The organism is Staphylococcus sp. GDY8P67P (assembly GCF_017892545.1).
GTDB lineage: Bacteria > Bacillota > Bacilli > Staphylococcales > Staphylococcaceae > Staphylococcus > Staphylococcus ureilyticus.
This window is the reverse complement of sequence record NZ_JAESLH010000022.1, coordinates 105,317-118,226: the sequence shown is the minus strand read 5'-3', so window position 1 is coordinate 118,226 and position 12,910 is coordinate 105,317. Positions and strand designations below refer to the sequence as shown.

Here is a 12,910-nt window from a genome sequence, read left to right as displayed (position 1 = left end):
TTTCGTTTCATTCCTATAAAATTAACATTGCATCGCCGAAACTAAAAAATCTATATTCCAATTTGACTGCCTGTTGATAGGCGTTCAGTATGTAATCTCTTGAACTAAATGCAGAAACTAACATAACTAATGTGGATTTCGGCAAGTGAAAGTTGGTAATTAATCCATCTATCGCTTTAAATTTAAAGCCAGGATAGATAAAAATATCAGTCCATCCACTGTCTGCTACAAAATTGTTACGTGATTGCATGATTGTTTCCAATGTTCTAGTAGAAGTCGTACCTACTGAAATGATACGATGCCCATTTGATTTTGTATGGTTTAGTAAATCTGCCGTATCTTGATCCATCTGATAATATTCACTATGCATTTCGTGATCATCTATATTTTCAACACTCACAGGTCTAAATGTACCTAATCCAACATGCAAAGTAATGAATGCGATATTAACACCTTTAGCTTGCAATTGCTCAAGTAGTTTATCGGTGAAGTGAAGTCCAGCTGTAGGAGCCGCCGCCGATCCGGATGCTTTTGCATAAACGGTTTGATAACGATCTGGGTCATCCAAACGCTCTTTAATGTAAGGAGGTAAGGGCATTTCTCCTAATTCATCCAAGCGCTCTTGTAATATACCTTCATAGTTTAAACGCATGATTCTTCCGCCTTGATCTAATGTTTCGATACATTCAGCTACTATTTTGCCTTCACCAAAAGACAATTTGTCTCCTACTTTAATTCTTTTTGCTGGTTTCAATAAGACTTCCCAGTCATTATCTTCGAGTTGCGTTAGCATCAGCATTTCCACTTTTGCACCTGTTTCTTCTTTCAAACCAAATAAGCGTGCAGGCATGACTTTTGTGTCATTAAGTACTAATGTATCTCCTGCTTCTAAATAATCAATGATATTTTTAAAGTGTTTATGCACAATATTTCCAGTTTTTCTACCAAGCACAAGCAATCTACTCTCATCTCTAGTTTTTAGAGGCGTTTGAGCGATTAATGATTCTGGCAAATGATAATCAAATGCTTCAATATCCAAAACTATTCCTTCTTTCCATTCTTACTAAAATGTTCATAAGCATAAGCTGTCGCTCTACGCCCTCTTGGTGTACGTTCAATAAAACCTTTTTGTATTAAAAATGGTTCATAAACATCTTCTATTGTGACACGTTCTTCTCCAATAGAAACAGCAATTGTATCTAAACCTACTGGGCCACCTTTATATTGTTCTAGGATGCAGTTCATCATCTTATGATCAATATAATCTAATCCTTCATCATCTACTTGTAACAATGCTAGTGATTGTTTTGTCGTATCAATACTAATCAATTCATCTTCTTTAACTTGTTGAAAATCTCTTACGCGTTTTAACAGTCTGTTCGCAACTCTCGGTGTACCTCTACTTCTTTTCGCAAGTTCAATTGCACTTTCATCATCAATAGTCGTACCTAATACTTCTGCGGTGCGTATTATAATTTCTTTTAATTCATCTTCTCTATAATATTCTAATCTCAGATGAACACCAAATCGATCACGTAAAGGCGCAGTTAAGCTTCCTGCTCTGGTTGTAGCACCTATCAATGTAAAAGGCGGCAAGTCTATACGTATACTTCGCGCTTCTTCTCCCTTACCTATTACAATATCAAGAAAGAAATCTTCCATTGCTGGATATAAAACTTCTTCCACAACACTACTTAACCTGTGTATTTCATCGATAAACAACACGTCTCCAGGTTGTAAACTAGACAGAATGGCTGCTAAGTCACCCGGTCTTTCAATAGATGGGCCAGATATGGTTCTAATATTAACTTCCATTTCATTCGCGATGATATTGGATAAAGTTGTCTTGCCTAATCCAGGGGGGCCAAATAATAGCACATGATCTAACGGTTCTTTCCTAATTTTAGCTGCTTTGATAAAAACTTCTAAATTTGATTTAATCGTTGACTGTCCTATATATTGGCGTAATCTTTCTGGTCTTAAAGATAACTCAAATGATGATTCATCTTCATGCATAGATTGATCTACCATTCTATCATCCATTTGTAATTCCCCCTTCTTAAAATTTCAACAAACTTAAGCTATGAGCAATTGTAAACCACGCTTCACTGCATCGTCTATTGAGTCAAAAGATTCTTTATTTAAAGTTTTTTCAACTTTATTTAACTCTCTCTTAGAATAACCTAGCGCTTCTAAAGCTAGTAACGCTTCTTTAACAATAGCAGAATTTTGCTGATCATCATGTTCTACATTAAATAAGTGACTGCTATCTTCCTCAGTTATTTGTACTTTACCTTTAAGATCTAAAACAATTTGACGCGCTGTTTTTTTACCTATACCTGGGAATTTTGTTAAATAAGCATCATTTTCATTCTCAATTGCAACTTTCACTTCATTTGGTGAGCTACTAGCTAAAATTGCTAATGCTGATTTAGGACCGATGCCTGTCACTTTAATTAAACTTAAGAACATGTCTTTTTCCTCTTGATTAATAAAGCCATAAAGCAGCTGAGCATCTTCTCTTACAATCAATGAAGTATGGATCAAAATCTCTTGATCTTTATATTTTTGAAATCGATATGAGTTTGGCGTTTGAATCTCATAACCTACACCTGAAGCTTCTAACACTACATGAGTAGGATTTAAAATAGTTAAAGTTCCTTTAATATATGCGTACACAGTCACACTTCCTTATATAGTCATACTAATGAGTTCAACATTAGAAATATGTTCAATCTTTTTCAATGAATTTATAACTTCATCTATTTCTAAATCTGTGTCTTTACCATCTAATGATAGTGTAATGGTAGCTCTACCGTCCATCGGTATACTTTGATGAATCGTCAGCACTGACAAATCTAATTTAGAAAGTGTATTTAAAACTTTAGCTAACATACCTATGATGTCATTTACATACAATATCAATGTAAACTCTCTTGTTTCCTCTAATTTTTCGTCAACTGGAAATATCGTGTCTCGATATTTATAAAACGCACTGCGGGATAAATCGAATTGCTTCACTGCTTCAAATATGGACAATGATGGGTCATTTTTCAAAACTTCTTTGATTTGTAAGGTTTTAACCACTGATTCAGGTAAAACATCTTCACGAATTAAATAAAACTTTTTATTTTCATTTTTGTCCATATCAAGCACTCCTATTCAACAAATTCAAATTCTCCACCAAGTATTCTTACAATATCTCCATTTTCACAACCACGTTCACGTAGTGCATCGTCAATACCCATTGAACGCATTTGACGCGCAAAACGTCTAACGGCTGGATCACTGTTAAAGTCAGTCATTTTGAACATTCTTTCTATGGCTTTACCACTCACTACGTAAGCAGCATCATCGTCTCTTGTAATCGTAAATGCATCCTGGCTAGGCGTGTGTTTATAGACAACTCTATTAACACCCAAATCTTCTTCCTTATTAAAATCTACATCTTTAACTTCTTCTAGTGTATCAGCAATAGCATATAATAATTCATCAATATTGTCGTGCATTACTGTAGACAACGGAATAATACGTACACTGGTATCATTTAATTGTTCTTTAAAAATAGTTAGATTATCTTCTGCATCGGGGATATCCATTTTATTAGCAACAACTATTTGTGGTCGATCTTCTAATCTATGTTCATAAGCTTTTAATTCTTCATTAATAATTTGATAATCTTCGTAAGGATCTCGACCTTCTGAACCACTCATATCAATCATATGCACAATTACTTTGGTTCTCTCAACGTGTCTTAAAAACTGATGACCTAATCCGATACCTTCAGAAGCGCCTTGTATAAGACCAGGTAAATCCGCCATCACAAAACTTCGATGATCTTTGGTAGAGACAACACCTAAGTTAGGTTTAATAGTCGTAAAATGATAAGCTCCAATCTTTGGTTTTGCTTTAGAAACTGTTGATAGTAATGTAGATTTCCCAACACTTGGGAAACCGACTAAACCAACATCTGCAAGTAGTTTTAATTCCAAAGTAACCTCAATTTCTTCACCTGGTTCACCATTTTCACTAAAATCTGGTGCAGGGTTTCGTGGAGAAGCAAAGCGTGAATTCCCACGACCACCACGACCGCCTCTAGCAACTGTAGCACGCTGTCCATTCTCTACTAAATCTGCTAATACTTCTTCAGTTTCAACACTTTTAATGATTGTACCTGGTGGCACTTTTAATACTAAATGCTCAGCGTTTTTCCCGTGCATATTACTACTTTGGCCACCTTCACCTCTTTTAGCTTTGAAATGTGTTTGATATCTGAAATCTAATAACGTTCTTAGACCTTCATCTACTTCGAACACAATTGAAGCTCCGTTACCACCGTCACCACCAGCTGGTCCACCAAATGGTACGTATTTTTCTCTTCTGTATGCAGTTATGCCATTACCACCATCACCAGCTTTAAGTGATATTTTAACTTGATCAACAAACATGATTTCACCTCTTTTTTACTAAATTTAATTTACATATCTTGTATATTATAGCATTTTCTAGATAACTAGAAAATAAAGACAAAAATAAACACCAGAAGTCATCACTTCTGGTGTTAACATTAACAAAAATTACTCAGCAGCTGCGTATACAGATACTTGTTTTTTGTCTCGACCTTTACGTTCGAATTTTACAACGCCGTCGATTTTAGCGAATAATGTATCGTCGCCACCACGACCAACATTTTCACCAGGATAAATTTTAGTACCACGTTGACGGAACAAAATAGAACCGCCAGTAACGAATTGACCATCCGCACGCTTAGCACCTAAACGTTTTGATTCAGAGTCACGTCCGTTTTTTGTAGAACTTACCCCTTTTTTAGATGCGAAGAACTGTAAGTTTAATTTTAACATTTGGTTGCACCTCACTTATAATTTAATCTAATATTTTCTTTGTATTCTTCTTCAATTGTCTGCAAAGAGACTAACATTGCCTGAAGAATTAATTGCGCTTTTTCGTTATGTGTATCGACACTTCTAACATGGAAGTATCCACCGTCATCACTATAGTCAATGTCGGGTTTCTCGGTTGTTAATCCCATTATAGCATTAACACTACCGAAAATAACTGCAGATGCTCCTGCACATACAATGTCATAACCATACTCACCATGTTCGGCATGACCATCCATGACAACGTCTGTTACTTGGCCCGAATCATTTAATGTAACATCTACATTAATCATAGTTATGCGTTGATTTTGTCGATTGTTAATTTAGTGTATGGTTGACGATGACCTTTTTTACGTTTAGAGTCTTTACGACGTCTATAAGTGAATACAGTAATTTTTTTACCGCGACCTTGTTTGTTTACAGTAGCAGTAACTGTTGCACCTTCAACTGTTGGCGCACCAACTTTAACTGAATCTCCACCTACAAATAATACTTTATCAAAAGTGAAAGAATCACCTTCATTTACGTCTAATCTTTCAACGAAAATTTCTTGTCCTTCTTCAACTTTTACTTGTTTTCCACCTGTTTCAATAATAGCAAACATACTTTGCACCTCCTATAATTTAAGTCACGCCAAAATCAGGTGACATCACTGTACTTGAACCTGAATTTGAGCGGTTGTATGTAGCTAGAAACTACTCAACTACTGCATTTTAGCATTACAATCTTTTACTGTCAATCTTCAATTGGATTTTTTTGAGAAATTTTGTTATTAGCGGATACAAAATAATTAATAAAATAAAGTTTAGTATAAACGTCGGTAACATTCTAAAAATCACAAATTCAAATAAATTAAATTGAACTAATCCTAAAGCACTATATATAATTGCTACATAAATTTCTAACACGAGTGTACTCAACAATACGATTGTAAATAGCATCGAATGATCTCGATAAAATACTTTGAAGAAAAAATCCATGATGACAACTAATAAAATATAACCAAATAAATATAGTCCGTAAAAACTTCCATAATATAAATCGGTAATTAATCCTAAGACAATTGAGAAAACCATTGCTACACCAAAACCTCTATAGACACTCATGATTAAGATGTACATTATCGTTAAATGAGGCACGAAGATGATTTCATTTCCAGAAATTTGCATAGGTATCACTAGTGCAATTGCAGTATCAATATAAAAAAGAATGATACCAATAAGAAAGTAGTAAAACGTACGCATTAATTATCACCACTTTCAGTATCAGGCACCGTATTAGGGTCTCTTTTAGCAACATAAACATGGCTTAAATCAGCTAAATCAGTACCAGTTTTCACTCTAACTTCTTTAGATAAGCCATACTCATCATTTTCAACTTTTGCTACTTCACCTATGTATAACCCTGTTGGAAGCTGATCAGCTAATCCACTTGTAACTACTTTATCTCCTTTTTTAATACTGTCTTTATTGTTTATATCAGATATTACTAGCTCTTCAGTTTTAGCATCATAATGGTCTATGAGACCAAACACATTTTTGTCATCATGTTGAATATTGACAGATAAGCGATTCGCCCTTGTATTTGTTGATATTAAATCTACTTGTGAAGAGAATTGATTCACTTTAGAGATACGTCCAACTAATCCATCAGAAGTCATTACTGCCATATTATTTTTGATGCCATCTTTTGCACCCTGATTAATCACTAATGTATTCATCCACTGATCAGGATTTCTTGAAAGAACTGTGCTTGAAATTGGATCAAATTTAGATATATCTTCAATATCTAATTCTTTTTTATACTTTTTATTTTCTGATTTTAACCTTTGATTTTCTGCTTCTAACTGTTTTATTTCACTTGATTGCTTTTTGGAGTCGCCATTAGAAAAAATACTATTGATAGATCCAGTAACAAAGTGGACTGGATAACTCACAGCTTTTTGGCCAAAAGCAACCGTATCTCCCACATATTGTTCAACATGTGATTGTGATTGTGAGCGTAATGACACACCAATCAAGGCTATAAACACAATGATTGCACATAATATAACAATCAATTTGTTGTTTCTAAAAAACTTTGACAACCTAAACACCTCTATTAACCAACTATTTTATCTTCTTCTTATCATTTTATATTACTACTAAAACGAAATAAAGCACGAACATAAAGAATATAGAACAAAATTTATTTACGGATTCAAATATGAAGATAAGTTTATTATATTTTATATTCAAACATTGTGATAACTTGTATTATAGCAGTAATTATATAGAATAGTGTATTATTTAGTATTGATTTTAACACATCAATTAATTTTTATAATAGGCAACTAAAAATAACGTCAAGGTAACCCATTATTCATTTCAATAAATATCCAACCGCATAAAAAAAGAACGAGTCAAAATCAATCATATCCAAATCGACTTTAAAACTCGTCCTGCTTATTTATCCTATTTATTTTTAAAAATCTAAGAAATGCTTAGAAGCAGTGTAAACTGCTCTTACATACACATTCGATTAACTTTTAGTACTTGATTAAATAAATCTAATTTTTTTCTTCATCTGATGATGTTTTAGAGTCGTTAGACTTACTAGATTCTTTTTCATCTTCTTTATAAAGCGTTTCTTCTTTACGCCAACGTGCAAATAAATTTTGTGCTTTTGCTTGTTCGTCTGCTTTTTTTTCATTAGATTTTTCACTCATTATAAACACCAACCTTTTCTTATTACTTATATAAGGCTAACTTATTTATTAAAAGAATTCAAATCCATTACTCATAATTTGATGCTGGCTTTAATTCTATATGTTCACCTAATTGATTAAGGTCTTGATTCATCTCTATTTCAGTTTTATAAACTCTCATAGATTCAGAACCAAATTTATATATAATAAATTCATCGCCACGTTGCCCAGCCAAATAAGAGTCGTTATATCCCATTCTTTCAATACCAGTTACTGACATAAACTCTCGTTTATCAATCCAATTAAACATATTCTTCGTTTGACTAAGTGGAACGTTATTTAAAATATCATTATCTTCCACTGAATATCTTTGTCCACCTGTTAGATGCCCTTTATTTGCGCTATTATTTAAGGATGATTCATCATTGTGCATTGGATTCCAATCTTGGTCTTTTAAAAAAGGCGCGTATTTGAGTGCGAAAAATACAATTACTATAATGGCAATAATAGCTATAATATTCTTTATAATGCTAAATATGAAACGCATGAACCATCCTCCTATTTTATTCATCAAAATTATAGTATGTTCAATAAAGTTTATCATCAGACTATAGGTGTATTTATATTTTAACTATAGACCGATGTATGTTTCATGCATTAATATTAAACTATATTAAAAGGAGTGAATAGACAATGAGTATTTTATCTATAATCCTGCTTGCACTCTTAGTTATCTTATTATTTAGAGTAGGTTTATCTATTTTAAGATTTTTAATCTATGTTGGCATAATTGTATTATGTATTTACCTAGGATACCAAGGCATTCTTTGGTTAATGGAAAATTATAATCAATTTTTCAGTTTTATAAATTAAAATTTTAGCGCTTATAGACATTGATGTCCAATAAGCGCCTTTTTTTAATTCATATGACTGTTTTCGCAATTACACGCTTACATTAATAACAAGCACACAATAATAACGCCCAAATTAATCTAACGACGACCGTACTAAAAATGAATAATCCTAATCTTTCAAAAATTAAGACGCGTTGATGAAACTGTACCGCCAACCGTCAAAATCAAAATAGTACTATATAAATGCATTATAATCATTTTAATCATTTGCATTTAATAAATCACAGGTAATAATAGCGCAACTAAAAGTATATTGCCTACTGCTTAACCAGCTAATTTGATGTCTCGGATGTAAAATAACTATTTAGTATATAATGACAGAGCCATTCAATATCATCAGCAATATTAACTCCATTTAAACTAACACAGTTTAATCAAAATATCCTTCTTCTACCATACTTAAATATTCATGGTCTCCTATAATGACATGGTCTAATAAATCAATACCTAAAAGTTGTCCACATTCTCTAAGTCTTTCGGTGGTTTTAATATCTTCATTTGAAGGTGTTGTATCACCAGATGGATGGTTATGTAAAACGATAATCGCATTACTGGCACATTTAATCGCTTCACTAAATATTTCTCTTGGATGTACGATTGAAGCATTTAACGTACCTATAAATATTGTTTTCTTTTTTATAACGATATTTTTGGAATTTAAGAAAAGTACAATAAATTTTTCTTGTTTTAAGTGTTCCATCTGACCCATCATAAAGTCCGCCACATCTTTAGGGCTAGTGATTTGAATTTTATCATCGACGCTTCCAGAATGTATGCGCTCTCCTAATTCAAATGCTGCTTTCAATATAAGTGCTTTATACAGTCCCACACCTTTTATTTTGTTTAAATCGTTAATGGATAATGCTTTTAACTCCTTTAAATTATCTACTGATTTTAGTAATTCATTAGCTATGTCTAAACTTGAACTACCTTTTCTACCTGTATTAATTAGAATAGCTAATAATTCAGCATGTGATAAATACCTAGCACCCTGACTCAACATACGTTCTCTTGGTTTTTGATGATCTGCAAGTTCATTTATTTTCAATAAATAACAACTCCTATGAAATAATCTAGATGTATTACAATATTGGTAAACTTAATCATTTGTAATGTCATTGGAATAAGATTCTTTAGAAGATTTCAAAAGTGAGATGTATTTATTCTACTACGAATGATATCTCATGTAGACTTTTTTCTCATTAATCTAATAATTGTTAATTTCTAGCTAAAAATTTTTAATTCAATATGAAACAGTTGCATCATTAAAATTTATGATTATCAAAATGATTACTATCATGCTGATATTTTCTAAAACTATCTATTAAAACGAAAATGCCTAATCCAAGTATGATTAAAGGAAGTATGATGATGAAATATATTGTGAGTTTCCCAAATATATTAGTTAAAAATGCTAAAGCAAATATTATTAAAAATACAAAATTTAATAAACTTAATGGTGTCGTTCTATTCATAACTGAATCCATCCTTAAATTAATGTCTGTTCAAAGATATCTCATAATTGTGCGTTAAAATTCGACAAATAAAATCATACATTATATATAATTAAAAAGCATAGTAAGTTTCAACATGAAAATCTTACATATTAAAATAACTATGCTTTTAATCAAACTACTCTTCTTTTTTAACTTCTTCTACTGTTTTTTCAACTTCTTCACGTGTCATTTTTTCACGTCCATTTTTCATTGCTTTTAATGTTTTATGTGCGAACGCTAATGGTAAACGACAGAACAACAATATCGTTCTTTTATTGATAGCCTTCATGTATTCATCAGCTTTTGCTAAATTTTCTTCAGCATATACAAATAAATCTGCGCGAGTCCAACCATCTGGAACAAAGCTTACGTCACGTTCTTCAAGATCTTCTTCCTCGTTACGAAGGATGTTGACAGCCTGAAGTCCTCTACCGTAGCCTATTGCTAAATCTCTATCTGTTTTAACGTTTGCACAAACATCCCAGAGTTTAGATAGCATTACACCTACAAGCCCAGCCACATAATATGTATAATCATCTAAATCATCGCGAGATTTAATTCTCCAATTAGCTTTTGCCCATTTTGCCATACCATACGCCATTTCACTAGAAGATTCTCTAACGATTGACCGTGTGTGTTCAGGGCAAGCATCCAACCAATCTTCCAATCTTACTGTAACCTCTGGTAATTTATCTTTGACTGGATTTATGATTTCTAAATATTTTTCTGAATCAAAAGGTGTTTTAAGTAAATCGCTAATTTGCATTAACATATGATACTTTAAATCATTACTAATTTCTTCATGATCTTCAATTTCATCAATTGCACGCATAACTAAATATGCACAAGCTACAGAATGTTTTAGTTCTTTTTCTAAAAAAGTAATTGGAATATAAAACGTACGGCTTGTCTCTTTTAAAACGCGCATTGCATCTTTTGGGAATTTCTTTTCTGCCATTTTATGAGTTCCCCTCCCTTTTCTTGATATTATCATATTTTTAAATATTAAAATAGCATATGCTATACTGTTAGCAGATTTATACTTATGTTATTTAAATATATTAAAAAGCGAGAATAAAATCGACTAAAATTAATCAATTCTATTGCCCGCTTTTAGGAGTTAGCAAACACAGATTTTTAAAATACTAAGCTTCTAAAGATTTTAGTACTTAAATGTAACTTTAAATTCTATTATACAAACTCTTCGTATTCATAAGGATTTTGTCCTTCAACACGACCATTTTCACCTTTGTCTAATGCATCAATTTTAGCAATATCTTGATCTGATAGTTCAAAGTCTAGATATTTAAAGTTATCACGTTGATGGTTATATTGTGATGCTTTAACTACAGGAAAAACATGTTTTTGGTTTACCCAATTAATAATGACTTGTGCTGTAGAACGATGATATTTTTCAGCAATTTCTTTAATTGTATCATTCATTAGCACATCATTAATCTCACGACCCAATGGACTCCACGCTTCTGATAAAATACCACGCTTATCATTTTCTTCAATTAATTCACTATTATTAAAGTATGGGTGAATTTCTATTTGGTTAGTTACCGGAGTAACTCCTGTTGCCTCAATGATGTCATCTAAATGATCAGGCATAAAATTAGATACACCTATTGATTTTATTAATCCATATTTTTGAGCATCAACTAATGCTTGCCAAGCTTCTACATATTTACCTTGTTTAGGATTAGGCCAATGAACTAGATATTTATCAAAATAATCTAAACCTGTTCTATAAAGAGATTCTTGTATCAAGTTAATTGCCTTATCATATTCATGAGCCGAACCTGGTAATTTGGCACTGACATAAATTTCTTCTCTTGGAATACTAGAACGACGAATAGCTTCACCTACCATCCCTTCATTATTGTAGTTAGTAGAAGTATCAATGACGCTATAACCTAGATTTAATGCATTTTCTAATTCTTTAACACCTTTACCACCTTGAATATTAACTGTACCTAATGCTATATGAGGTAATGTGGTACCATCATTTAATAGAAACTTTTTATTTAAACTCAATTTATAACTTCCTTTCAATATTAGGTGAGTTTTGTTACAAATCAACCTTAAATTGATTTTAAATCATTACTTTTATATTTTACCCTCTTTTAAGCATTTTTAATCGCTATAGTTGCCTAAATTAATCATAAATATCTAAATCCTACTTCGAAAATTCTTAAATGTAATAAAACTGTCTCTATACAAAAAGCAAGATATATAAATGGGATAAGTGGTATTTTAATTTTTCGTTTTTTTGTTTGAAGCACTAATATCGTTGAAATTACACTGCCTAGTAAGAAAGTAAGAAAGAGTATGTTAATAAAGATGGAATAAGGTATTAAGTAAGATAAAAGTGAACAAATTAATATATCGCCATATCCAATAGCATGTTTGAACAAGAAATAAAATATGTGTAGAAAGAATGTAACAATGACAAAATAATTAAGATGACCCTCAAAAATTATTGCACTAACAAAAGCAAATATTAAAAATATATGTAATGGGATAGAAAGTGTTTGTATATCAAAGAGAGCAAAAACAAGCAGAAATAAATATAAACATATGAAAGTACTTAACGCTTGTACACTTGGATGAAATAGTGTATAAAGTGCTGGTACTACTGACAATATTTCACCTAAGATATAACATCTACTAAGCGTTTGTTTACAGCACGACGCCTTTCCAAAAAGTCTAATATAACTGAATATTGGTATGATATCTCTGTACCTCAATTGCTTATTACAGAAATCACATTTAGATCTACTTACCAAATACTTTAATTTAAAAGTTTCTACAAAACATAACTGGTAAAGAAAACTAAATAATACAGGACATACAACAAACAATAACAGCAATGAATCGCCTCCTCTTGCTTATTATACCTGCAAGAGC

General features: G+C 31.9%; 18 protein-coding genes and 1 other annotated feature. Of the genes, 1 reads left to right on the top strand and 17 read right to left on the bottom strand.

The features are described from left to right. Positions 1-13: 13 nt before the first annotated feature. The 12 genes from queA to KA833_RS08365 all read right to left on the bottom strand — a co-directional run bounded on the left by queA (position 14) and on the right by KA833_RS08365 (position 8,134). A complete protein-coding gene (gene queA, locus KA833_RS08420) occupies positions 14-1,039 on the bottom strand; it encodes a tRNA preQ1(34) S-adenosylmethionine ribosyltransferase-isomerase QueA (RefSeq protein ID WP_070039355.1) in 1,026 nt (341 codons plus the stop codon). A 2-nt stretch (positions 1,040-1,041) separates the two neighbouring features. Beyond that, positions 1,042-2,043: a Holliday junction branch migration DNA helicase RuvB gene (ruvB, locus tag KA833_RS08415; RefSeq protein WP_046207919.1), complete on the bottom strand. Its 1,002-nt coding sequence runs from the start codon at positions 2,041-2,043 to the stop codon at positions 1,042-1,044. Positions 2,044-2,076: 33 nt separating this feature from the next. Next, positions 2,077-2,679, bottom strand: a complete 603-nt coding sequence (gene ruvA / locus KA833_RS08410) for a Holliday junction branch migration protein RuvA (RefSeq protein ID WP_210128450.1) — start codon at positions 2,677-2,679, stop codon at positions 2,077-2,079. Positions 2,680-2,691: 12 nt separating this feature from the next. Continuing rightward, entirely contained in the window at positions 2,692-3,147 is a 456-nt protein-coding gene (locus KA833_RS08405) for an ACT domain-containing protein (RefSeq protein ID WP_046207921.1), read from the bottom strand. A gap of 11 nt (positions 3,148-3,158) precedes the next feature. Further along, positions 3,159-4,448 (bottom strand): GTPase ObgE, encoded by a 1,290-nt coding sequence (gene obgE / locus KA833_RS08400; RefSeq protein WP_046207922.1) that lies wholly within the window; start codon positions 4,446-4,448, stop codon positions 3,159-3,161. 129 nt (positions 4,449-4,577) lie between these two features. Beyond that, positions 4,578-4,862, bottom strand: a complete 285-nt coding sequence (gene rpmA, locus KA833_RS08395; protein ID WP_019468507.1) for a 50S ribosomal protein L27 — start codon at positions 4,860-4,862, stop codon at positions 4,578-4,580. A gap of 11 nt (positions 4,863-4,873) precedes the next feature. Further along, positions 4,874-5,194 (bottom strand): ribosomal-processing cysteine protease Prp, encoded by a 321-nt coding sequence (locus tag KA833_RS08390; protein WP_046207923.1) that lies wholly within the window; start codon positions 5,192-5,194, stop codon positions 4,874-4,876. A gap of 2 nt (positions 5,195-5,196) precedes the next feature. Continuing rightward, entirely contained in the window at positions 5,197-5,505 is a 309-nt protein-coding gene (gene rplU / locus KA833_RS08385; protein ID WP_046207924.1) for a 50S ribosomal protein L21, read from the bottom strand. A gap of 12 nt (positions 5,506-5,517) precedes the next feature. Continuing rightward, positions 5,518-5,591, bottom strand: a sequence feature (ribosomal protein L21 leader region). 29 nt (positions 5,592-5,620) lie between these two features. After that, positions 5,621-6,145 carry a rod shape-determining protein MreD gene (gene mreD, locus KA833_RS08380; RefSeq protein WP_046207925.1) on the bottom strand — a complete coding sequence of 175 codons (525 nt, stop codon included), beginning with the start codon at positions 6,143-6,145 and terminating at the stop codon, positions 5,621-5,623. Beyond that, the gene (gene mreC / locus KA833_RS08375; protein ID WP_046207926.1) at positions 6,145-6,987 is read right to left on the bottom strand and encodes a rod shape-determining protein MreC; all 843 of its coding nucleotides are present in this window, start codon (positions 6,985-6,987) and stop codon (positions 6,145-6,147) included. Before mreC ends, mreD begins: the two co-directional genes overlap by 1 nt. A gap of 462 nt (positions 6,988-7,449) precedes the next feature. Continuing rightward, positions 7,450-7,608 carry a hypothetical protein gene (locus tag KA833_RS08370; protein WP_164987239.1) on the bottom strand — a complete coding sequence of 53 codons (159 nt, stop codon included), beginning with the start codon at positions 7,606-7,608 and terminating at the stop codon, positions 7,450-7,452. 67 nt (positions 7,609-7,675) lie between these two features. Further along, positions 7,676-8,134 carry a DUF4930 family protein gene (locus KA833_RS08365; RefSeq protein ID WP_046207927.1) on the bottom strand — a complete coding sequence of 153 codons (459 nt, stop codon included), beginning with the start codon at positions 8,132-8,134 and terminating at the stop codon, positions 7,676-7,678. A gap of 146 nt (positions 8,135-8,280) precedes the next feature. Between KA833_RS08365 and KA833_RS08360 the strand changes: the two genes are divergently transcribed. After that, positions 8,281-8,460 carry a hypothetical protein gene (locus tag KA833_RS08360; protein WP_019468500.1) on the top strand — a complete coding sequence of 60 codons (180 nt, stop codon included), beginning with the start codon at positions 8,281-8,283 and terminating at the stop codon, positions 8,458-8,460. 411 nt (positions 8,461-8,871) lie between these two features. Here the strand turns inward: KA833_RS08360 and radC are convergent, their stop codons facing one another. From radC to KA833_RS14100, 5 genes are all read right to left on the bottom strand, one after another. Further along, a complete protein-coding gene (gene radC, locus KA833_RS08355) occupies positions 8,872-9,549 on the bottom strand; it encodes a RadC family protein (protein ID WP_070039347.1) in 678 nt (225 codons plus the stop codon). 217 nt (positions 9,550-9,766) lie between these two features. After that, positions 9,767-9,976 carry a hypothetical protein gene (locus KA833_RS08350; protein WP_210128449.1) on the bottom strand — a complete coding sequence of 70 codons (210 nt, stop codon included), beginning with the start codon at positions 9,974-9,976 and terminating at the stop codon, positions 9,767-9,769. A gap of 157 nt (positions 9,977-10,133) precedes the next feature. After that, entirely contained in the window at positions 10,134-10,955 is an 822-nt protein-coding gene (locus KA833_RS08345; protein ID WP_046207647.1) for a squalene/phytoene synthase family protein, read from the bottom strand. A 233-nt stretch (positions 10,956-11,188) separates the two neighbouring features. Next, entirely contained in the window at positions 11,189-12,037 is an 849-nt protein-coding gene (locus KA833_RS08340) for an aldo/keto reductase (protein ID WP_107365351.1), read from the bottom strand. A gap of 125 nt (positions 12,038-12,162) precedes the next feature. Further along, positions 12,163-12,864, bottom strand: coding sequence for a prepilin peptidase (locus tag KA833_RS14100; RefSeq protein ID WP_481906379.1), 702 nt, complete (start codon positions 12,862-12,864; stop codon positions 12,163-12,165). Positions 12,865-12,910: the final 46 nt, after the last annotated feature.